Here is a 20,603-nt window from a genome sequence, read left to right as displayed (position 1 = left end):
CCTTTATCGTTTTCTGCTTTTCCGGAGCCAACATGACCACCGCCAGTCCCCGTCGCTTTCTTGCCCACCTCTATCAGGATGGGCCGCATAACCCGTTCCCCGGCATCAAGGCGCTGGAACGCAGACTGGGACACGCGCTGCCGTATCAGTATGGCTCCAACGAAGGGCTCGACATGCCCCACCACACGCTGGGCGGCGCGCTGGGCACTGCCCTGGCCGACCTGAGCCGCAGCTATGCCGACGCCGATGCCTGGCAACTGCGCCAGCAACTGGCTGAGCGTCTGGGAGTCGCCTACGAGAACCTGCTGGTCGATGCCGGTGCCGACAGCCTGCTGGCACTGGTGATGCGCGCCACCGTCTGTGCGGGCGAGCGCGTGATCACCAGCGCCGGCACCTATCCGACCCTGGCGTACTTCGCCCGCGGGCTGGGTGCCGAGGTCATCGAGGTACCCTACAGCGAGAGCTTCGCCACGGCCGATGACGCCTCATCGTCGCGACTGGCCCCGGACCTCGCGGCGCTGCTCGCCGCGGCAAGGCAGCACGATGCCCGCGTCGTCTATCTCGCCAACCCCGATAACCCCAGCGGCCACCTGCATTCTGACGCCGATGTGCGTGCTCTGCGCGACGCCCTGCCGGAGAACTGCAGCCTGCTGCTGGATGAGGCCTATCACGACTTCCGCCCGGACGCCGCCCACGCCGACCATGCGCCGATGGCACGCACCTTCCGCCTGCGCACCTTCTCCAAGGCCTATGGGCTGGCGGGCCTGCGTCTCGGCTTCATGATCGCCGAGCCTGACGATGTCGCCATGCTGACCAAGGTGCGGATTCACTTCGCGGTCAGCGCCCCGGCAATGGCGGCAGGTGAGCTGCTGCTGGCGCACCCTGAAGAGGCGGCAGCGCACGTCGCCGGCGTGATCGACTGTCGCGATCGTCTCGCCGAGCACCTGCGCTCGCTGGGCGCGGAAGTGCTGCCCAGCGCGACCAACTTCCTCTGCGTGCGCCTCAAGAGCGCCGAACTGGCAGCACAGGTGCAGCAGCAATTGATGGCTCAAGGCGTGCTGATCACTCGCTCCCCGCATCCTTCGCTTGGCCATATCCTGCGCATCTCGACACTCGAAGACAGCCTGGTGCCGGGCCGTCTCGCGCGTCTCGAGCAGGCCATCGCCGAAGAGCGCCGTTCATGAACGATTTATCGTGAGGGCCTCGCGATGACGCTGGTCAGCCTCGCGGCCCGTGCCTTGAGCAGCCTCGCCGTGGTGGGCGCGAGCCTCTGGCTGGTGCCCGCACTATGGTTCCGCCTGCCGGGGCCGGAAGGGCTGCGCACCACCGTGGCGGCTCTCGCAGCGGTGCTGGGCCTCGTGTGCGTGATTGTCCTGTGGTGGCCGCAGGCCAGCGCGATTCGCTGGCGGCTGATGGGCAGCTACCTGATGCTGCTGGTCGCAAGCCTTGCCTGGTGGGCCAGCATCACGCCACGGGCGGACCGCGACTGGGCGCCGGAGGTGGCACATCTGGTCGAGGGGCAGATGGTCACGCCAGCACGGGACGAGGCATCGCCGGCAAGCGCCAGGGCCGAGGCTGCCACACAGGGGGAAGTGCTGCATCTCGAGCAGGTACGCAACTTCGTGTGGCACAGCGCCGAGGATTACACGCCGCGCTGGGAAAGCCGCGACTATCCGCTGGAGGAGCTGACCTCGGTGGACCTGCTGACCAGTCACTGGATGGGCCCGCAGATCGCCCATACGCTGGTCAGCTTCGGCTTTGCCGATGGCCGCTATCTGGCCTTCTCGGTGGAGATCCGCAAGGAGCGCACCGAGCAGTTCTCGACCCTCGGCGGCATGTTCAAGCAGTACGAACTGGCGGTGATCGCCGCCGACGAACGCGACATCATCCGCGTGCGCAGCAACGTGCGCGGCGAGCAGGTACACCTCTATCGGGTGCAGATGCCGCGCGAAATGATCCGCGAGCTGTTGCTGGCCTACGTCGACGAAGCCGAGACATTGCGCACTCAGCCACGCTTCTACAATACCGCCACCAGCAACTGCACCACCCTCGTCTACGCGATGATGACGCGCCTGACCGACGGTCTGCCGCTGGACTACCGTCTGCTGCTCTCCGGCTATCTGCCGGAATATGTCGCGGACCAGGACGCCCTCAGTGATGCTGCGCCCTTCGCGGAACTCAAGGCCAGCAGCCTGATCAATCCCGCCGCCATCGCCGCCGATGAGCATCCGGACGGCGACTTCTCACACCTGATTCGTGCAGGCATTCCCGGCGCGGACAGACCTTCCTACTGAGCCCGAGCAGCGCTGACATCCTGATCCGCCGACATCAGGCGCTGCGCTGCTGGGAACTGGCGCCCAGGCGAGCCGGGTCCCTGCCCATCATGCGGTCCAGCTGGCGATAGCCGATGGCCTCCATCAGCTGTGGCCGCTGCACACCGTCCTGGTCGATCAGATCACTGAGTGTCAGCGCGACACGCAGCACCCGGTGATAGGCGCGCGCCGAGAGATTGAGGCGTGACAGTACGCCGGCCAACCACTGGCGCTCGCCGTCTTCCAGCTGACAGGCGGCTTCCAGCGCGTGGGTATCCAGATGAGCATTCAGGCCGCCGCGTGCCAATTGGCGCGCGCGAGCGGCCAGCACTCGTTCGCGCACGCCGGCCGAGGCCTCGCCGGGAGTGGCGGATGTCAGCTCCTCGGCGGGCAGGCCCGGCACCTCGACCTGCAGGTCGATGCGGTCCAGCAACGGGCCGGACAGACGCGCCTGATAGCGCTGGATCTGCGCCGGGGTGCAGCTGCAATTGCGGCGACTGTCACCGAGGTAGCCGCAGGGGCAGGGATTCATCGCCGCGACCAGCTGGAAGCGCGCCGGGAAACGGCGTTGATGGCTGGCGCGCGAGATCAGGATACGGCCACTCTCCAGCGGCTCGCGCATCACTTCCAGCACGCCACGGTCGAACTCCGCCAGCTCATCCAGAAACAGCACGCCATGATGCGCCAGCGACACCTCGCCCGGACGCGGCTTGGAGCCACTGTCATTTTCAGCAATTGATGCGACCCTCAGCGCGTAATATCGGGCTATTATGGTAGTCTGTACAGGATTGAGTGCGACAGAATTAATAGCAATTGATGCGACAGGCCTTGTTTTATTCAACATTTGGTGCGACTGCCCATGCCACTGCCTACATCCGTTCGTAAAATCGGCCCTACGCGACGAAGTGTGTCTGGCTACTATGCCTTTCGCGGGGAGGAGTCTATTGCGTTCGAGTCGACGCTCGAACGTGATTTCCTCATCAAGGCTGACTTTGATGTGAGCGTCCTTGGTGTGATTTCCCAGCCGTGCGAGATCCCGTTTCATCATCCCGTGACCGGTAGGCGCTACACCTACACACCTGACTATTTGGTGTATTACCGTCTCGGTAACCGTCATTACAGGGATTACCCAAAACCTCTCCTGGTGGAGGTCAAACCACGGGAAAAGTGGCAAGCACATTGGCGTGAATGGTCGCCTAAATGGAAGGCGGCGATACGGCATGCCAACAACGAGGGCTGGGCGTTTCGCATTCATGATGAAAGCCGCATTCGTGATAAGACCTTGGACAACATTACCTTCCTAGCGCGCTATAAGCGGATGGTGTTTCCTTCTGTCGAAAGCCAGGCAGTCCTCAACACCGTGAGGGAGATGGGGGTGGCGACTTTGGATTACCTGCTGTCTCGGCACTTCATGGGCGATATTTATCGGGCAGAGGGGATTGCGCATTTATGGCATCTGCTGGCGACCCGACAGCTAGATTGCGATATGGCTCAATCTTTCAGTCCTCTATCAGAGGTGTGGGTACCCGATTATGAATAATCATCGTGGCAACACAACTGAGCCCAATAGCGGCGTCGCTCAAACACGCCAACACTTGCAGATCATGGTGGGTGAGCAGGTTCAGAAAGATGGCACCGTTTACCGAATTTCCCAGGTGCTTGATTTTGAGACAGTCATTGGCATTGCCGTTGAGTCCGGGCGTAGTTGCCCGCTTCGCATCAAAGAACTAGCGCCTCTCAATAGCGGGTCTGTGCTCCCTGATCAGGATATATCCGAGATTGGGGATGCCGATTGGCAAGAGGCCGAGCATCGCTTTTCGATCATTAAGCCCTTGGTGGATCGCCGTACGGTGGGGCGGGATGCAGCGGAGGAGCGTGCGAAACAAACGGGGGTTGATACGGCTACGATTTACCGTTGGTTAAAGCGGTATAAAGCGACGGGCTCGGTGCTCGCATTGATTCCTCAAAAGCCAGGGTGGAAGAAGGGAAAGTCGCGTATTCCCGCGCATGCCGAGGCAGTGATTCAGGAAGTCATCAAAGAGGTGTATTTGACGCTGCAGCGTCCGTCCGCACAAAAGGCGGTACAGGAAGTGATGCGGCGTTGCCATGAACGGCGCATCGACCCGCCGAGCCCTGGTACCGTTCGTGCTCGTCTGCGTGATATCCCAGAGCGTGACCGGTTGCGTGGCCATGGTTTTAGAGACAAAGCCATTAACAAGTTCCAGCCAGCAGCCGGGAAGTTTCCCAATGCTGACTATCCGCTAGCGGTCATGCAGATTGACCACACGCCTGCCGATATTATTTTGGTCGATGACGTGTATCGCAAGCCGATTGGTCGCCCATGGATTACGTTGGCCATGGACGTGTTTACCCGTGTGGTCACGGGGTATTACTTGTCGTTTGACCCGCCCTCTGAAACATCTGTCGGCATGTGTGTGGCGCACTCCATGCTTCCTAAAGATGAGTGGTTGCTACTGCATAATGTGGAGGCTGAGTGGCCGGTATGGGGCACACCCGCCACGATTCATGTCGATAACGGCCCAGATTTTCGCTCAGAGACGTTTCGGCGCTCATGCCTAGCCTATGGGATCAACCTTGAGTTTCGGCCTGTTAAGCAGCCTCGTTATGGTGGCCATATTGAGCGGGTGCTGGGCTCTATTCTCAAAGAAATCCATAACCTGCCTGGGACGACCTTCTCCTCCATTAAAGAGAAAGAGGGGTACGATCCAGAGAAGCACGCGGCCATGACGAAAAGCGAGTTTGAAGAGTGGCTGGTGACGTTGATTTGTAAGGTTTACCACCAGCGTCTTCATTCTGGAATTGGTATGTCACCGGTGCGGAAATGGGAAATCGGTGTGTTTGGCAATGCTGACGTGCAGGGAGTTGGCTTAGCGCCACGGCCTGCTGATAGACTTTCTGTATTGCTCGATTTTTTGCCCAGCTTTCAGCGCACGATCCAGACCTTTGGTGTGACCATCGATGGCATGAACTATTACGATGAGGCGCTAAGGCCATGGATCAATGCCAAAGATCCAGATACGCCAAGCAAGAAACGCACCTTTGTGTTTCGGCGTGACCCTCGTGACATTAGCGTCGTTTGGTTCAAAGACCCGGAGCTCGGGCACTATTTTCGCGTGCCCTTTGCAAATCTCGCCCTCCCCTCGATGAGTGTTTGGGAGCATGCCCAGGCCAAAGCGCGCCTTCGCCAGGAAGGCAGGAGTTCGGTCAATGAGTCTGAAATCCTACGCGCTATTAGTGAACTGCGAACTCATGTGGAGGAGTCGCAAGCACGTACCAAGCGAAGTCGCCGTCAGGCACAACGACGTAAAGAGCATGAGAAGAAGGTGACGCCTGCAGATCCCCTTTTACATGCGCCCTCAACCGCGGCCCCCCAAGAGTCACCCACTCAGGAAGATGGTCTCTTATCGGGTGATATCGATGTGAACTGGGACATATCATGAGCACACACCTTCATCCTGATCTTCGTCATGTCTTGGGGCTGTCCGCTAGAGAGCGAATGGAGTTTATGGATCAACCGCGATGGTTGGGGTATCCATTGGCCAATCGTGTCATTGAGGTCATGCGTGGGCTGATGGAGAAGCCTAGTCGTCCTCGTATGCCTAACCTCTTGCTCGTGGGTGACTCCAACAACGGAAAGACAACCATCGTTCAACGGTTTCGTAAACAGTACGGTGAGGGCTACGTGAATGAAGACGTAGAACCGGTGAAACCAGTGATCGTCACTCAAGCCCCACCGAGTGCCGATGAGAAAAGTCTGTATATCGCAGTGTTAGAGAGCTTTTGGGCTCCCTATCGGCCTTCAGACCCGGTACCTAAGCTGCGCTACCAAGTGATTCATCAACTGCGGGCTTGCCATACCCGCTTGTTGATCATTGATGAGTTCCACTCACTGTTAACCGGTGGTGCCGTCAAGCAGCGCGAAACGATGAATGCCATTAAGCTCCTATGCAATGAGTTAATGATTCCCATCGTTGGTGTGGGTACGCAGGATGCTGTGCGTGTACTGCATTCAGATCCGCAGCATGCGAGTCGCTTTGATGTGGTTGCATTACCGAAGTGGGAGCTCAATCAGGAGTTTCAGAAGCTGCTCGCTGGCTTTGAGAAGATATTACCGCTCAAACATCCTTCCCAACTGCATGAGCCACAATTGGCGACCCAGCTTCACGCGATCTCTGGCGGCAATTTTGGCGACCTGCACCGGCTGCTGATTGAGTGTGCCAATGCCGCTATTTTGTCCGGGGCTGAACGTATCGATGAGAAAATTATTCAGAGTAAATCATGGGTGCGACCTACCCGTGGCATTAGGGAGGTGATGCTGTAATGCCTTGGGCGCTGAGTGTGCCTCTGTTGCCTGAAGAGTCGCTTTCTTCATGGCTGGTACGGGCGGCGTTGAGACAGGGGTGTGATCCTTTGTCGCTCACCGGGGCTATCTGGCCAACATGGCGTATATGGACAAGGGATATTGATAGGGAAATTCCCCTCGTAAGAATGCGCCCATTAGTCAATGCATCGGGGATATCGTCCGCTGAGTTTCAGAAAGCTGGGATGCGGGACGATTGTGAGAAAGTGGCCGGTTACTCATTACCGGAAACGCGGACTTGGCCCTGGTTGTTAGCCCTTGGTAGCCGAAATCGAACTCGCCATGGAGGACAACAGATTTGTGCATTGTGTTTGGCAGAGGACTCAGCCCCCTACTTGCGCCGACACTGGCGATTCGCTTGGCACACTGGGTGCCGCTTTCATGGGGTGCAACTGATAGATGAGTGCCCGGTATGCAAGGCCCCTATAGAGCCTCATCGCCTGTCAGCAGAAGATCAACATTTAGCTCAGTGCAGCCGGTGTTATAACGATTTTAGAAAGGCGGTATGCACGTCGCCTTTACCAGAAGCGTTCAGTTTCCAAGTGATGGCTGATCGTGCTTTAACAAGAAGCAACGTGACGTTTAGGGAGGCCCCTATCGCACCCGCCGATTGGTTTTCTATGGTGACTTTCTTTGTTGGCGTTGTTCGGCGTGCAAGTCGGCGGCCTGCGTCACCCCTCGCAGATGCGCTTCTAACATTGGGCATTTCGATTACGGATAGCCGAATGCCTGTGTCTGGGTTGGCGTTTGAGCTTCTGCCTGTCAACGAGCGTTGTGCTTTATTAGCGGCGGTGGAGCGTTTGCTAAGTATAGGCCTTGAAGAAACGTTTAGCGCTCTGGTCGCTTGTAATGTCAAAACGAGTGCGCTTCATGATTCCCGAAAGTCACCCCCCGTTATATTGTTGCCGTTGTTATCACGGTTATCTCATCACCCTCATGGGCCGCATCGCCGCCGTGCTCTACCGGCTCATCGCCCCATGTCGGAACGCGCAGTGAGAGCCTCATGGGCGCGTTTAAAACGGAGAATGAAAGCGGAGCCAACCTCTTGAAGCAACACAAAACGGTAGACTGCGATGAGTGTGGTCGAGAAGTCTCCAAATTGTGGCGACGCCATAAGGGGCATGGTTACTGCTCAACTTGCTATGCTCGTGAGTTTAAGCAGCGGATGTGCCCACGATGTGGTGAGTTAGCTCGTTTGCCTAAGAATGACCCAGACGCCGTCTGTCGTCAGTGCGAAGTCGACAAACCGTGTGCACGATGTGGAAAAGCCAGTTCAGACTACAACATCGGCAAGGTCACTCCCTACGGCCCTGTCTGTATCGCCTGCGCTCCCTATTTCAGAGAGTCAGAGTCCTGCGAGGAGTGTGGGGAACCCTCTCAACGTCTTACCCGAGTGACGCGTATGGGGCATGATCATCGCTTATGTCCACGCTGTGCGACGGCAGATCACGGTACCTGTTCCGCGTGTCGTCGACATCGCTTATTGGTCATGACATCCAGCGGTGACGCATTGTGCAACGTCTGTTATGAGCAAGGGAAAATTGCCTGTCCATTGTGTGGCAATCCCATGCCAGCGGGTCGAGGCGATGCCTGTGAGCCCTGCTATTGGACGCGAACATGCCGTAAACGCATCACCATTGGCCAAGCCGGTATCACTACCCAAGCGTTAAGTGAGGCCTTTGGGGAATTTGGTGAATGGCTGATTCGTACCACAGGGCCGCATAAGGCTGCCCTCAAGATCAATCATTTCTTCTCGTTCTTCCTTGAGATCGACCAGGCATGGTCACGGATACCGAGCTATTCGGAGCTGCTTCATCACTTCGGGGCGGAGGGGTTGCGGCGTGTAAGACTTCTTATGCGATGGCTGCATGAAGAGCAAGGGGTAGAGCCGGATCACCAAGCAAAGAAGATCGACTCAGAGAAACGACGTATCAAAGCGTGTCTCAGGTCTATGCCGTCCGCTTCTTTATCAGAAAAAGCGCTGCATGCTTATTGGCAGCAATTAGAAACCCGTATAGAGGCGGGCAAAACGTCCCACACCTCCGCACGACTTGCACTAAGAGCGGCAGCCGCATTGCTACTCGCTACTGACCGGGAGGGGCAGCGACTGCCTCAACAGGGCGATGTGGACAACTATTTGCAGGCGGTGCCTGGACAAGCAGCCTCGGTGACGGGGTTTACTAATTTCTTGAATCGCCAACATGCCACCACGTTGGCTCCTCGGGTGGATGTAAAACGGGCAAGAAAGCGGCGAAAAGAAACACTAGCCCGCACCCTGATGACGATGGCCCGGTGTGCTGATCAAGGAGAGGCCTGGAGGGAGGCATGGATCGTTGCTGCCATGGAGTATTTCCATGACACAAAAGTAACGCAGAAAATGCTTCGACAACAGACCGTAGAGCGGACGACAGACGGGATACAGGTGGTAATGAGTGACGTTACCTACTGGCTGCCTCTGGATATTGAGTGCTAAGACACTGATAGCGCGCAGTCACTTGGAGGCGATGTCTGTCAAGCTTGTTGGAACCTGTAATCAGGCGGCTTCTAATCGCTGATCCTGTTGAACCAGCGGGTCTTCCTGGTCGGGGTTCAGCCAGACTGTCCGGCGCGGTGTCCAGTTGCGGGTGGCACTGCTCCACCGCCCGGGATGTTGCCGTTTCGCCTCGGCATAGATGGCGTCTCGCCTTGCCAGCACCTCGTTATCCAGGCCGGCATGCCGCTCCCCCGGGGTGACGAACCGTATGGCGCTGTGGCGGTGTTCGTGGTTGTACCACTGCACGAAGCGCGTCACCCACTGCTGCGCCGCTGACAGGTTCTCGTATCCGTCCATCGGGTAGTCGGGCCGGTACTTGCAGGTCCTGAACAGCGACTCTGAGAAGGCGTTGTCATTGGAGACCCGAGGGCGGCTGTACGACGGAGTGATATTTAACCGCTGCAGCGTCGCCTGAAGCGTCGAGCCTTTCATGGCGGAGCCATTATCGGCGTATAATACCAGTGGCTGGTTGATGCAGCCTTCGCGCAGCACGGCACGCTGGATTACCTCGCTGCTATTGGCCATGGACTCCTGGTCGAAGACCTCGGCATCGACGATCTTGCGACTGTAGATGTCGACGATCATGTACAGGTAGTAGAACTGACCACGCACCTGGGTCGGTAAGTAGGTCACGTCCCAGCTCCAACAGGCATTGGGGCGTGTCACCCGGTGTCGCTGGGGGTCGCCCTTGGGACGTGGAGCGCGAGCGCGGCCACGGTGGTGCTGCTCACCATGCTCCCGGAGGATGCGGTAGTAGCTGGACTCTGACGCCACGTAGCGGCCTTCTTCGTCCAGCAGCCGCGGCACGATCTGCCCAGGCGGCAGGCTGGCGAACTCAGGACGATGGCAAATCTCCAGCACCTGCTGACGCTCTTCCGGCGATAGGGCATGACGCGGGACAGGCCGCACCGCTTGAGGCCGGCGATCCTGATCGCCCCGCACCCAGCGGCGATACGTGTTGGTGCCGATGCCGAGTTCAGCGCATGCCGACTGCAGGCGTGCCCCTTGGGCACGCCCCTCATCGATCAGCTGTATGGCGTCCTGGCGATCTGTGGTGCTGATCATTCGTCCTCGTCCCCCCAGATCGCTCGGGCCTTTTTTCGCAATGTCAGTAGTGCGGCGGTTTCCGCCAGCGCGGCCTCCTTGCGGCGGAGCTCGCGCTTGAGTTCCTTGTTCTCCTGGCGCTCCGCCTTGCGTGCCTCACTCTGCTGCTTGGTGGCGGCATCGCTTCGGCCGTTAGCGCCTTCACAGCTCGCACGCCAGCGCTGGACCTGTTCGGGATAGAGGCCACGCTGCCGGCAGTATTCGGCACGCTCAGCCTCGCTGAGGGCCGCTGTCTCCAGAACGGCGTGGAACTTGTCCTGCGAGCTCCAGCCTTCGGGATCATCGCTCTGGTCAGGTAGCAAACGGCCTGCTTGCCGAGCCTTCTTGCGCCAGTTGTACAGTGTCGCAGCGGAGATGCCTTCTTCCTGGGCCACTTCTGCCACCGTGCGGTTGTGCGGCGGGAGCAGCTTCTTGAGGATGGCCTCCCGGCGCTCGTCGGAGTACTTCATCGGAACCTCATCACGCCCCATATGGTTCAGAGTCTAACAGCCGCTGATACTCCAACTAGCGTGACAGTGGGGGGAGGGCTCCGCGCGAATGTCGCCCCGCCGTTTGGACGGGGCTATGGCTCTCTACCTATATGCCAGGGCTCAACGGTGTGCCAGAAGGCGTGTCATGACCGTTGAGATGACATCAGATCCAGGTCTTCATAAATGCCTTGATAGACTTCTCTTCTGGGCTGTGGCGCTGTGGTTCCTGTTCCTGTTCCTGTTCCTGATTTGGATGTAGGGGGGTTATAAGCCCGTTAGAGAGTGACAGGACATCGCTGAGCTGCTCGTAATCGAGGTTTACGTTATCGACATTGTATTGGTTTAGGCGTGTCATGGTCTCTGTGAGTGCGGTCATACTGTGCTCTTCTTCTCCAAGCGGCGGAAAGGCTTGAATCAGCGGCTGACCGCCTTCCCAACCTATCTTGATCGACTGATTGATGATGTTGACTTGGGTGCCGGGTGGAATGCGGTCAAATATAGATTCGATGTCTTTGGGTAACATGCGGATACAGCCTCGGCTTGCGCGCATGCCAATGCCATCGGGCTGGTTGGTGCCGTGAATCAAATAGCCATCGAAGCCTAGGATGATGGCATGGTCTCCTAGCGGGTTATCGGGGCCGGGTGGCACAACGCTGGGCGCGGTTTCACCGCGTGCTTCCGCTTCGCGTTTTACCGACTCAGGCGGGTACCACGCGGGGTTTTTAATGTTCATGGTGGTCTCGGTCACGCCTAGAGGAGTATCAAACCCTTCGCGACCAATGCCAATAGGATAGGTCTCAACACGCGGTGTCTCACCGTTTTTGACATCTGGGTAGTAGTAAAGCCGCAGCTCGGCGATATTGATAACGATCCCAGTACGCTCCACATTCGGCAGAATAAAACGTCCCGGAATAGTCACTTCCGTGCCCACCCCTGGAACCCAGATGCTAACCTCTGGGTTTGCACGGATCATCTCCAAATAGCCAAGGTTGTGACGCCTGGCAATATCTATCAAGGTATCGTCGTAATCCTTTACGATAAAGGTGTCAGCCTCTCCGATAATATTACCTTCCTCTGGTAGCGGGTAATGCCCTTTGGGCCATTCCGTCTCCTGGGTCGTGTCGGGTTGTGTCGGGTTGTGTCGGGTTGTGTCTCCATGGCGACAGTGGGCCATGCCAGAAACGAAACCACCACACTCACGATGAAGCCGATCTGCATTGGCCATGGGAGGAATCTCTTAAGTATTACTGCGTTCTTTGCCAGGAGTATCGCTAGGTTCATTTTTCATCTAATGCGTCGTTTTTTGATCGAGATAAGTTCAGTTGTAACCCGAGCAGTGTCAGCAAGGCAGCGAGTATCCAAGCGGGGCCACTACCGGTGCGTGTGAAAGGAGTTAGGCCCTGCATCGGGGTCACCTCGCCAGTTAAACTGGCCTGTTCAAACTGTGGGGCACGGGCTGTGACGTGACCTTGTGAATCGATGATGGCCGTCACGCCATTACTGGTAGCTCGAAGTAGGTGACGACCATTTTCTAAGGCACGTAAACGCGCCATTTGAAGATGTTGGTGTGGGCCAATGGAACGCCCAAACCACGTATCGTTGGAAACCGTTAATAGCAGCTCGGCATTACGCGCCTGTTGGGCGACATGATCGGCGAAAATGATCTCGTAACAGATGGCAGTGCCAATGGTAGTGCCAGCCACGTGTAACGGAGCCTGTACGTCTGAACCAGGGGTCAGCCGGGGTGTTGGCAAGTCGAAAAAAGCAAGGGTGTCAGCGAGGAGGCTTTGGAATGGCAAATACTCGCCAAAGGGTACTAAATGCGCTTTTTGGTATTCGCCTTGCACATCATTTAGCCCTATGACGCTGTTATAAGAGCGCCCTTCACTGTCGCGTTGCAAAATGCCGGTCAACAAGGCGGTGTTAGGCCCCAGGTCGGACGCTACTTGCTCCAGTATTCGCTGTGCTTCCTGCTCAAGCATGGGAAGGGCTGCCTCGGGCCAAACGATGAGATCGATGTCCCTTGCTTGCTCTTGTGTCATTGTTGTGTAGATATTGACCGCCTCGCGCTGCCCTTGGGCAGTCCACTTAATGCGTTGGTCAAGATTCCCTTGCAGCAATGCCACCCGGATGGGCTTGCCAGCCGGGGTTGTCCATTGGGCGGGCAATAAGAATGGAACGACCCACAAGGCGGCCATTGGGACAAGGCAACTCCAGCGGCGACGCAGTACCTCTACCCCTAACGTACCTGTCAGCGCGGTCATAAGTGACAGCAAGTACACACCACCAACGGGTGCCCATGGGGCTAGTGGAGAATCTATCTGAGAGGTGCCTAACAATAACCAGGGGAAGCCGGTGAGCAACCAGGTGCGTAGCCATTCGCTCACCACCCACATACCGGCAAAGCTAAGAAAGGCGAACCGTGGCCCCGTGATGCGTCGATAGAGCCCAAAGGGGACTGCAAAGAAGAGCGCCAGGACGCTGACAAAAAGAGTGGTGAGGAACATCGCCACCAAGGCCCCGGTGCCACTGAAATCGTGAATAGCAACGAAGACCCACGACGTGCCTGAACCGAACAGGCCTACCCCATAGCACCACCCACGCAGGGTGGCCATGACGGGCGTTAGCGACTGTATCTTCCAATAGACCAGTGCCACGGCCACTGGGCCAAGCCACCATAGGGAAAAGGGGGCGGCACTCAAGGTGGTCAGTACCCCAGCGGCGAGCGCTACAACGCAATCGATTATTGGTGAGAGTCGCCCAGCAAAAAGCGTATATTCTTTATCTTGATCGACCACATCCATAGCGTTACTCAGAGCGCTTAAAAACAGGACTTTCACGCCATAACGCCACCGCGAACATCAACACACCGGCAAATAGCGCGATATCGGCCATGTTAAAGGCGGGCCAATGCCATTCGCCCCAGTAAATGTCCAGATAGTCGACGACGTACCCTCGCGCTAAGCGATCAACGGTATTACCGAGCGCGCCGCCAAGAATCAGACTGTACGCACAGGCTTCCAAACGCGGCAGGGGTTTGCATAGCTGCACCATCAATACAATGGCGACCACCAACGCTAAACCTAGAAAGAGGTAGCGCTGCCACCCCCCTGCTTCTGCGAGAAAGCTGAAAGCGGCTCCTGTATTCCCGGTATAAACCCAGTTAAAAAACGGCGTTAGCGGAATGACTTGGCCAAACGACATCTGGGCATGCACAATTTCCTTGACCAGTTGATCGGCTAGAGCCATCACGCAAGCTAATATGAACCATGGCCAGCGACGTGAAGGGCTATCGTGTTGCACTGTTCTCATGAGGTTACTTTTCCTTGTGACAGGCCTGTCATTGCGGTACTGGGCGAAAAGCGGTAACCCAGCAGTCGCATGGCGTTCAACGTCACCAGGACGGTAGCACCGGTATCGGCCATCACCGCAATCCACATGCCGGTAATACCCAGAGCTGTGGTGACCAGGAAAATGGCTTTTAAGCCGAGCGCGAGAACAACGTTGGTTTTCACATTGCGCAGCGTGGCACGAGAGAGGTCTATCAGCTCAGCGATGCCGGTAACGCGGTTCTTGAGCAAGGCTGCATCGGCGGTTTCCAACGCCACATCCGTGCCGCCTCCCATCGCGATACCGACATCGGCTGCCGCGAGTGCCGGTGCATCGTTGATGCCATCGCCTACTTTACCGACGGGGCCACGGCCTGCCGCTTGCCAGTCTCGAACATACGCTGCCTTGTCTTCAGGCATTAGTTCGCCGTACGCTTCAATGCCTAAGCGCCCCCCCGTGGCAGCGACGGTGCGGGCATTATCACCGCTGAGCATGACCGCCTGTACGCCTAAACGGGATAGCGCCGCTAGGCCTTCAATGGCATCTTCGCGTGGCTCATCGCGAACCGCGATCAAGCCCAACAAATGCTCGCCTTCGACGAGGAGAGCGAGGCTCTTACCGGCTTCTTCTAACGCGACAATCCGAGCACTGAGACTTTCCTCAAGGATGACCTGCTCGTGAAGGTGGCGAGGCGTCATTAAGCTCAGCTCGCGACCCTCCACCTGGCCGGAAACACCGCGCCCCGCCAGAGCGCGGCTGCCGGTGACGGTGGGGAGGTTGATGCCCGACTGTCGAGCATGCTCAACGATAGCCGTGGCGATAGGGTGACTGGAATCCCGCTCTATTGCGGCGGCGAGCCGCAATACGCTGTTATCGTCTTCCTCAGCAATCCAAGACTCCACATCTGTGACTCTTGGGGTACCCGCAGTGAGGGTGCCCGTTTTGTCTAATGCCACCAAGCGAAGCTTACCTAACTGTTCAAGAACGGCTCCCCCTTTGATCAGTAGGCCGCGCCGAGCGCCCGCCGAGAGACCGGCGGCGATGGCGGCTGGGGTGGAAATGACCAACGCGCAGGGGCATGCGATTAACAGCAATGCTAACGCACGGTAAATCGACTCCGACCATGCCATGGTCGATACCAGCGGTGGCACTATCGCCATCAGTAGGGCGAGTAAGACGACGGCGGGCATATAGTAATACGCAAAACGATCAATAAAGCGTGCTATGGGTGCCTTGGCGGCTTGTGCTTCTTCAACCAGGCGAATAACGCGTGCGATTGTATTGTCATCAGCGCCTCGTGTTACCTCCACCTCCAGGGCGGCATCAAGATTCACTGTGCCAGCAAAAATGTCATCACCAGGCGAGCGCGAACGGGGGATGGACTCGCCGTTTACCGGCGACTCATCAAGGTCGGACGTGCCCACCAGGATACGTCCATCGCAAGGAACGCGATCACCGGGCCGCACCAGCACACGCTGACCGAGTTTAAGTGACTCCGCCGAGACGTCACGCAGATGGCCATTGTCCATCAGCCTTGCCGTTGAGGGTGTTAAATTTGCCAAGGCTGAGATACTGCGGCGCGCCCGTGACGCAGCTACCCCTTCGAGTAGCTCACCTACGGCGAACAAGAATACGACCATCGCGGCTTCAGCAGCAGCATCGATAGCCAATGCACCAAGCGCAGCGATGCACATCAGCATTTCGATAGTAAAGGGGTTGCGCATTTTGAGGGCGCCCCAGGCACTCTGCGCAATGGGCATTAAGCCGACCAGCGTGGCCAGAATGAACGGCACATTACCCAGCGCAGGCCATGCTAAACGAAGCGCGAAGGCTACGATCAGCAGATTGCCTGTGATAATGACCAAGCGCCCTTTAGCGGTTTGCCACCAAGGGGATGAAGCATCAGATGCGCGTGTTTGGCCTGCAGGGGAAGTCACTTGATAGCCTAGTTCGTTCAGGATGCCCTCAATGGTCTGTTGAGAGGGGCCACCCTGATCGCGGTGGTGAATCTTCACCGATCCCGTGACCGAGCTTGCTGTGACTTCCTCAATGCCGTCCAGCCGCTCTAGCGCCGACACAACCTTGCGCTCACAACCGCCGCAGTCCATGCCTTCAACACGCAGCGTCAAGACGGTAGGCGCTGTTGTCGGCGTCGATGTTTTCATGGTGCCTCTCCTGCCAATGGGCTATGGTTTTGAAGTGTAAACCTTGTAGCAACTACAGCTTCAAGCCCTGCCTAAGGAGTTTTACCATGTCGATGATCGGCCAAAGTATCAGCATTGGTGAGTTAGCACGACGAGCTGATTGCAAACCTGAAACAGTTCGTTATTACGAGCGTATTGGGTTGCTGCGCGATGCGACCCGAACCGGCGGAGGACAGCGCCGCTATGGAGACGACGCTGTGCGGCGTTTGACCTTTATTCGTCATGCCCGAGACTTTGGCTTTTCGGTGGAGTCAGTGCGAGAGCTTTTGGCCATGTCAGATCAACCTGATATGCCTTGCCAAGAAGTCGATGCCATCGCCACGCATCACCTAAAGCAAGTGGAGTCTCGCCTTCAACGACTCTCCGCACTGCGTGAGGAGCTTCAACGGATGGTCACGCAGTGTGCCGGTGGCAAAGTGGAAAGCTGTCGAATCATTGAGGTCATTAGTGATCATCAGCTCTGTATCACTGAAAACTCGCATGGAGGGGCTCACGACTTGGGTTAGCACTAACGCTACGCCCCACGCCCCATGGTTAGCCCAGCGAGACATCCAAAAACAGCATGAGCACCAATCCGATGGAGAGGCCCAGCGTGGCCTTTTTTTGGTGCCCGCTACGATGAGTTTCGGGAATAATCTCATGACTGATCACATACAACATCGCCCCCACTGCAAAGGCCAACCCCCAGGGCAGTAGCGCTTGTGACATGCTGATGACTCCAGCGCCTAATAAGCCACCCAACGGCTCAACAAGCCCCGTAAGGGCGGCAATCGTCCATGACCGCCAACGTGAATAGCCCACGCTTAGCAGTGATACTGCTACGGCCAGTCCTTCTGGGGCATTCTGAAGTCCAATGCCAATCGCTAGCGGCATGCCTCCTTCGCTTCCCCCTGCGCCAAAGGCCACGCCAACGGCCAGCCCTTCTGGCAGGTTGTGTATCGTAATGGCAATAATAAACAACCAGATACGGCGTAGTGAGGCAGCCTCTGGCCCTTCTCGCCCCTATTCGAAGTGCTCATGAGGTAAGAGCTCGTTCAGTAGTGCGACCATTCCAATCCCTAGCAAAATGGCCGCACAAGCAATGGCAGCCGGCACAACGCTACCGCCATAACGCAGCTCCGAGGCTTCTAAGGAGGGTATGATCAGTGAGAAGAAAGAGGCCGCTAGCATGACACCAGCGGCGAACCCCAACGCTAAATCGCGAACACCACGATTCGGTGTTTTGGTAAACAAGACAGGAAGCGCCCCTACAGCCGTCATCAAGCCCGCCGCAAGGCTTGCCAATACCCCCATGGTGACGGGAGAAACCTCTTCCATACCGATTACCTGTGTTGTGATAGATGAGTGATTACACGGCTTGGGTTCCATAACGAGACAAGCGCACTTTCACGTTACTAACCCCCATGCAACGTTGTTAAGCACGAGTGGTTACGGCTCGTTAAACGAGATCAAGTCATAAAGTGACGCCGTACCGATAGCTTGTTCTAAGCGATCTCTTGCCTCGTAAAGTGACGCTTGATATTCACTTTGAGTCGGCTGTTCGCCTAGCATGATGCGTTGACCTTGACCAAGGGGGTCAACAGGCTGGTTATTGACTCTCACTTCGTAATGCAGGTTGGGCCCCGTGGCGACCCCAGAGGCACCTACCTCTCCGAGCGACTCTCCCGCATTGACTAAATTCCCAACCACTAACTGTGGGGAAAATCGGCTAAGGTGTGTGTAGCGACTGATTGCCCCTGTGTCGTGCTCCACCTCGATCACCTGCCCATATCCCCCTTGGCGACCCATAAAGGATACGCGCCCAGGTGCGGTGGCAATGACCGGCGTTCCTGTCGGCGCAGCCAAGTCAATTCCATTATGAGGACGCATCCCTCCATACACAGGATGTCGCCGATTCCCAAAGCGAGACGTTAAGCGGGCACTAAGCACGGGCAACCGCAACGTGCCTAGCAGGGTGTCGCTTTTGAAAAGAGCTACGTCCCCCTTTTGGGTGACCGGCCAAATGACCTCCAAGGGCTCTGCCTGATCAGGCAGAGCGGCATAACTGAGGCGTGGTGGCCCAACACGGGTGCCGTCCTGGCGTCGATCTTCCTCCCACACTAATTGAATACGTTCACTGCCAGAAAACTCCAACGGCGCTTCGATAAACTCGCTGAGCAGTGTTTCCAGTTTAGTGGCGAAACGCGTTGGGACACCTTCTGCAGCCAAGGCCTCGTAGAGGGTGGTATCAATGACGACATCACGCCCAAAGGTTAGGGTATCAACGCTATCGAGCGGTAATGTGCCTTCTTGCTCGCTAGCCGCCTGTAACTTGACAGGGCTAAGTTCAGACGGCGGCAATGGCAGATGCGTTTGCCAATTGGCTTCGGCTAGCAAGGGGTAAAAGCCCACCAAGCCTAATAACCACCAGCGCTGCATCACTGGCCATCCCCTTCCCCAGAGATCTCCGCTACTTCACTCTCGACGGCATCAATCAGCTCTTGCATACCAAAGGGGTCTAAAGGCTCGCCATTGACAAAAAAGGTGGGTGTTTGGCGAATCTGATTGGCTCTGACATCCGCCATGTCTTGGTCAATCACCGCCTGCACCTCAGCAGAAGTCAGTTGCTCTTCGGCAGCCGCTAAATCAAGGCCTCCTTGGCTCGCGATATCGAGGATGGCGGATTCATCAAAACTGCCATGTGAAGCCCATTGATCCTGGCGAGCCAGCAGCCTCTCCAGTACCGGTTCAAAGACGCCCTGACGACGAGCAACTTCTAATACCCGAATGGCCTTGTCCGATACGTCGCCGTGGAAAGGAGTGTAGCGCACGATGAGCCGCACTTTTTCTGGGTAGGTTTCCAGAATACTTTTTGTCAGTGGGTAGAAGGCACGGCAGGCTTCGCAAGCCGGATCGAAGAATTCCACAATCGTCACCGGCGCGTCTTCTCGTCCCAAGATGGGGGAGTGTGGACGCACCAAGGAGTCCTCGGCCTGGACACCGCTCTCTTTTGCTGCCTGAGCTTGCATGTCTAAGAGGGCAGGCTTCGATACGGCGACGATTGCAGCGGTCAGCATTAACGTACCAGCTAATATAAAAGACGCTTTTTTGAACATGTTTCTCTCTCTGTCTCAACGATGGGGTGGAAAAGTAGGGTTGAAAAATAAGCCAATCGCTATGGGAGTAAGTCGATCGCTACCTACCTGAGCCGGGAGTCGGCCTCGGTCTGTCACTCGTGCCCATATAGATTGGCATTTTGATGCGCGTGATCACTATGCTCAAACTCTAGGCTAGAATGAGCAATACTGAAGCGCATTTTAAGCTGCTCCTTGATCTCTGCTTTGACGGATTCAAGCTGCTGCCAGCCGGTTTCTGTCAGAACCACGTGGCAGTCAAGGGCTGCCATGTTTTCCTGCATCTGCCATAGATGCACATGGTGAATATCCTGGACTCCCTCGATATTTCGGACGGTATCAACGACTGCCTGCCCGTCAATTTCCGGGGGAGACCCCAGCATTAGCGTACGGATAGGGCCACCAATTTCAGAGAAGGCAAGGTAAAGAATATATAGCGCAATCCCTATCGTGATGGCGGGGTCTACCCAGCGCATGTCGTACAGTAAAATAAGCGAACCACCGATAATCACAGCGATGGAGGCAAACGCATCCGATAAGTTATGCAGAAAAAGGGCGCGGATATTGACACTCTCTTTTTGCATTGACCACGTGAGCATGGCGGTAAGGGCATCGACGACGAGCGCGACGCCACCAATAATCACGATCGTCCATCCCTCTATCTCAGGGGGATCGATCATCCGCATAGCGCCTTCGTAAATCAGGTAGACGCCGACAATAATGAGGGTGGTGTAATTGATGAGTGCTGCCACTATCTCGATGCGGCCATAGCCAAAGGTCATATGCGCATCGGCGGGCCGTCTGGCGATTTTACGAGCGGAAAAAGCAATGACTAACGCTGCCATGTCTGAAAAGTTATGTAACGCATCAGCGATCAGCGATAAGCTTCCCGCCATAATGCCACCGACGATTTGAGCGATGGTTAAGAGCCCATTGGCCCATATGGAGATGCTGACGCGCCGGTCGCCAGAGGCAGGATCAATGTGAGGATGATCATGATGATGTCCCATCTGTTACCTTCTCTCGAATTATCTGTTCTTGGTACTATAAAACCTCTAGCAACTAAAGCTTCAACCCTTGAGCATTGTCTATTTGCATCGCTGGATTGGGAAGAGCGTCCCTTGCTCCCAAGCAAGTCATGGCGTGCTGGGCCGAA

The 20,603-nt window shown here is 56.8% G+C and carries 16 protein-coding genes and 3 pseudogenes; 8 read left to right on the top strand and 11 right to left on the bottom strand.

Going from position 1 to position 20,603, the window contains the following annotated elements:
• The first annotated feature begins 32 nt into the window (after positions 1 to 32).
• Complete coding sequence (locus LCW13_RS00470; protein WP_213114154.1) at positions 33 to 1,184, top strand: pyridoxal phosphate-dependent aminotransferase; 1,152 nt, start codon at positions 33 to 35, stop codon at positions 1,182 to 1,184.
• Positions 1,185 to 1,208: 24 nt separating this feature from the next.
• Positions 1,209 to 2,294: an Lnb N-terminal periplasmic domain-containing protein gene (locus LCW13_RS00465; protein ID WP_225347473.1), complete on the top strand. Its 1,086-nt coding sequence runs from the start codon at positions 1,209 to 1,211 to the stop codon at positions 2,292 to 2,294.
• A gap of 34 nt (positions 2,295 to 2,328) precedes the next feature.
• On the opposite strand, the pseudogene LCW13_RS00460 reads toward LCW13_RS00465, so the two are convergent.
• Positions 2,329 to 3,030, bottom strand: a pseudogene (locus LCW13_RS00460) (ATP-binding protein); the annotation flags it as partial.
• Positions 3,031 to 3,219: 189 nt separating this feature from the next.
• On the opposite strand from LCW13_RS00460, the gene LCW13_RS00455 reads away from it, so the two are divergent.
• From LCW13_RS00455 to LCW13_RS00435, 5 genes are all read left to right on the top strand, one after another.
• Positions 3,220 to 3,852 carry a TnsA endonuclease N-terminal domain-containing protein gene (locus LCW13_RS00455; protein WP_225347472.1) on the top strand — a complete coding sequence of 211 codons (633 nt, stop codon included), beginning with the start codon at positions 3,220 to 3,222 and terminating at the stop codon, positions 3,850 to 3,852.
• The gene (locus LCW13_RS00450; RefSeq protein ID WP_175088988.1) at positions 3,845 to 5,773 is read left to right on the top strand and encodes a Mu transposase C-terminal domain-containing protein; all 1,929 of its coding nucleotides are present in this window, start codon (positions 3,845 to 3,847) and stop codon (positions 5,771 to 5,773) included. The genes LCW13_RS00455 and LCW13_RS00450 overlap by 8 nt, the downstream gene beginning before the upstream one ends.
• Positions 5,770 to 6,654, top strand: coding sequence for a TniB family NTP-binding protein (locus tag LCW13_RS00445; protein WP_175088987.1), 885 nt, complete (start codon positions 5,770 to 5,772; stop codon positions 6,652 to 6,654). Before LCW13_RS00450 ends, LCW13_RS00445 begins: the two co-directional genes overlap by 4 nt.
• On the top strand, positions 6,654 to 7,742 hold the full coding sequence (locus tag LCW13_RS17500) for a TniQ family protein (RefSeq protein ID WP_175088986.1): 1,089 nt from the start codon (positions 6,654 to 6,656) through the stop codon (positions 7,740 to 7,742). Before LCW13_RS00445 ends, LCW13_RS17500 begins: the two co-directional genes overlap by 1 nt.
• 440 nt (positions 7,743 to 8,182) lie before the next feature.
• Complete coding sequence (locus tag LCW13_RS00435) at positions 8,183 to 9,166, top strand: hypothetical protein (protein WP_225347471.1); 984 nt, start codon at positions 8,183 to 8,185, stop codon at positions 9,164 to 9,166.
• 60 nt (positions 9,167 to 9,226) lie between these two features.
• Here LCW13_RS00435 and LCW13_RS00430 read toward each other — a convergent pair.
• From LCW13_RS00430 to LCW13_RS00410, 5 genes and pseudogenes are all read right to left on the bottom strand, one after another.
• Positions 9,227 to 10,779: pseudogene (locus LCW13_RS00430) on the bottom strand (IS3 family transposase).
• Between the two features lie 184 nt (positions 10,780 to 10,963).
• On the bottom strand, positions 10,964 to 12,025 hold the full coding sequence (locus tag LCW13_RS00425) for a L,D-transpeptidase family protein (protein ID WP_225347470.1): 1,062 nt from the start codon (positions 12,023 to 12,025) through the stop codon (positions 10,964 to 10,966).
• 52 nt (positions 12,026 to 12,077) lie between these two features.
• On the bottom strand, positions 12,078 to 13,604 hold the full coding sequence (gene lnt, locus LCW13_RS00420) for an apolipoprotein N-acyltransferase (protein ID WP_175088984.1): 1,527 nt from the start codon (positions 13,602 to 13,604) through the stop codon (positions 12,078 to 12,080).
• Between the two features lie 4 nt (positions 13,605 to 13,608).
• Positions 13,609 to 14,112, bottom strand: coding sequence for a signal peptidase II (gene lspA / locus LCW13_RS00415; protein WP_175088983.1), 504 nt, complete (start codon positions 14,110 to 14,112; stop codon positions 13,609 to 13,611).
• Positions 14,109 to 16,295 (bottom strand): heavy metal translocating P-type ATPase, encoded by a 2,187-nt coding sequence (locus tag LCW13_RS00410; protein WP_225347469.1) that lies wholly within the window; start codon positions 16,293 to 16,295, stop codon positions 14,109 to 14,111. The genes lspA and LCW13_RS00410 overlap by 4 nt, the downstream gene beginning before the upstream one ends.
• A gap of 86 nt (positions 16,296 to 16,381) precedes the next feature.
• On the opposite strand from LCW13_RS00410, the gene LCW13_RS00405 reads away from it, so the two are divergent.
• Positions 16,382 to 16,840: a MerR family transcriptional regulator gene (locus LCW13_RS00405; protein WP_175088981.1), complete on the top strand. Its 459-nt coding sequence runs from the start codon at positions 16,382 to 16,384 to the stop codon at positions 16,838 to 16,840.
• A gap of 28 nt (positions 16,841 to 16,868) precedes the next feature.
• Here LCW13_RS00405 and LCW13_RS17555 read toward each other — a convergent pair.
• The 5 genes and pseudogenes from LCW13_RS17555 to LCW13_RS00385 all read right to left on the bottom strand — a co-directional run.
• Positions 16,869 to 17,303, bottom strand: a pseudogene (locus LCW13_RS17555) (ZIP family metal transporter); the annotation flags it as partial.
• 33 nt (positions 17,304 to 17,336) lie between these two features.
• A complete protein-coding gene (locus LCW13_RS17550) occupies positions 17,337 to 17,651 on the bottom strand; it encodes a ZIP family metal transporter (RefSeq protein ID WP_254627027.1) in 315 nt (104 codons plus the stop codon).
• A 111-nt stretch (positions 17,652 to 17,762) separates the two neighbouring features.
• Positions 17,763 to 18,752, bottom strand: coding sequence for a M23 family metallopeptidase (locus LCW13_RS00395; RefSeq protein WP_175088980.1), 990 nt, complete (start codon positions 18,750 to 18,752; stop codon positions 17,763 to 17,765).
• Positions 18,752 to 19,429, bottom strand: coding sequence for a DsbA family protein (locus tag LCW13_RS00390; RefSeq protein WP_175088979.1), 678 nt, complete (start codon positions 19,427 to 19,429; stop codon positions 18,752 to 18,754). The genes LCW13_RS00395 and LCW13_RS00390 overlap by 1 nt, the downstream gene beginning before the upstream one ends.
• A gap of 113 nt (positions 19,430 to 19,542) precedes the next feature.
• On the bottom strand, positions 19,543 to 20,457 hold the full coding sequence (locus LCW13_RS00385) for a cation diffusion facilitator family transporter (RefSeq protein WP_225347468.1): 915 nt from the start codon (positions 20,455 to 20,457) through the stop codon (positions 19,543 to 19,545).
• Positions 20,458 to 20,603 lie beyond the last annotated feature (146 nt).

It is taken from the genome of Cobetia amphilecti (assembly GCF_020217465.1).
Classification (GTDB): Bacteria; Pseudomonadota; Gammaproteobacteria; order Pseudomonadales; family Halomonadaceae; genus Cobetia; species Cobetia amphilecti.
This window is presented reverse-complemented; position numbering and strand designations above follow the sequence as displayed.

What these genes read in the sequence shown, in the direction of transcription:
- LCW13_RS00470 (WP_213114154.1), top strand. Translation starts at nt 33, where the DNA reads ATGACCACCGCCAGTCCCCGTCGCTTTCTTGCCCACCTCTATCAGGAT.
- LCW13_RS00465 (WP_225347473.1), top strand. Translation starts at nt 1,209, where the DNA reads ATGACGCTGGTCAGCCTCGCGGCCCGTGCCTTGAGCAGCCTCGCCGTG.
- LCW13_RS00450 (WP_175088988.1), top strand. Translation starts at nt 3,845, where the DNA reads ATGAATAATCATCGTGGCAACACAACTGAGCCCAATAGCGGCGTCGCT.
- LCW13_RS00445 (WP_175088987.1), top strand. Translation starts at nt 5,770, where the DNA reads ATGAGCACACACCTTCATCCTGATCTTCGTCATGTCTTGGGGCTGTCC.
- LCW13_RS17500 (WP_175088986.1), top strand. Translation starts at nt 6,654, where the DNA reads ATGCCTTGGGCGCTGAGTGTGCCTCTGTTGCCTGAAGAGTCGCTTTCT.
- LCW13_RS00435 (WP_225347471.1), top strand. Translation starts at nt 8,183, where the DNA reads ATGACATCCAGCGGTGACGCATTGTGCAACGTCTGTTATGAGCAAGGG.
- LCW13_RS00425 (WP_225347470.1), bottom strand. Translation starts at nt 12,025, where the DNA reads ATGGCCAATGCAGATCGGCTTCATCGTGAGTGTGGTGGTTTCGTTTCT.
- lnt (WP_175088984.1), bottom strand. Translation starts at nt 13,604, where the DNA reads ATGGATGTGGTCGATCAAGATAAAGAATATACGCTTTTTGCTGGGCGA.
- lspA (WP_175088983.1), bottom strand. Translation starts at nt 14,112, where the DNA reads ATGAGAACAGTGCAACACGATAGCCCTTCACGTCGCTGGCCATGGTTC.
- LCW13_RS00410 (WP_225347469.1), bottom strand. Translation starts at nt 16,295, where the DNA reads ATGAAAACATCGACGCCGACAACAGCGCCTACCGTCTTGACGCTGCGT.
- LCW13_RS00405 (WP_175088981.1), top strand. Translation starts at nt 16,382, where the DNA reads ATGTCGATGATCGGCCAAAGTATCAGCATTGGTGAGTTAGCACGACGA.
- LCW13_RS17550 (WP_254627027.1), bottom strand. Translation starts at nt 17,651, where the DNA reads ATGGAAGAGGTTTCTCCCGTCACCATGGGGGTATTGGCAAGCCTTGCG.
- LCW13_RS00395 (WP_175088980.1), bottom strand. Translation starts at nt 18,752, where the DNA reads ATGCAGCGCTGGTGGTTATTAGGCTTGGTGGGCTTTTACCCCTTGCTA.
- LCW13_RS00390 (WP_175088979.1), bottom strand. Translation starts at nt 19,429, where the DNA reads ATGTTCAAAAAAGCGTCTTTTATATTAGCTGGTACGTTAATGCTGACC.
- LCW13_RS00385 (WP_225347468.1), bottom strand. Translation starts at nt 20,457, where the DNA reads ATGGGACATCATCATGATCATCCTCACATTGATCCTGCCTCTGGCGAC.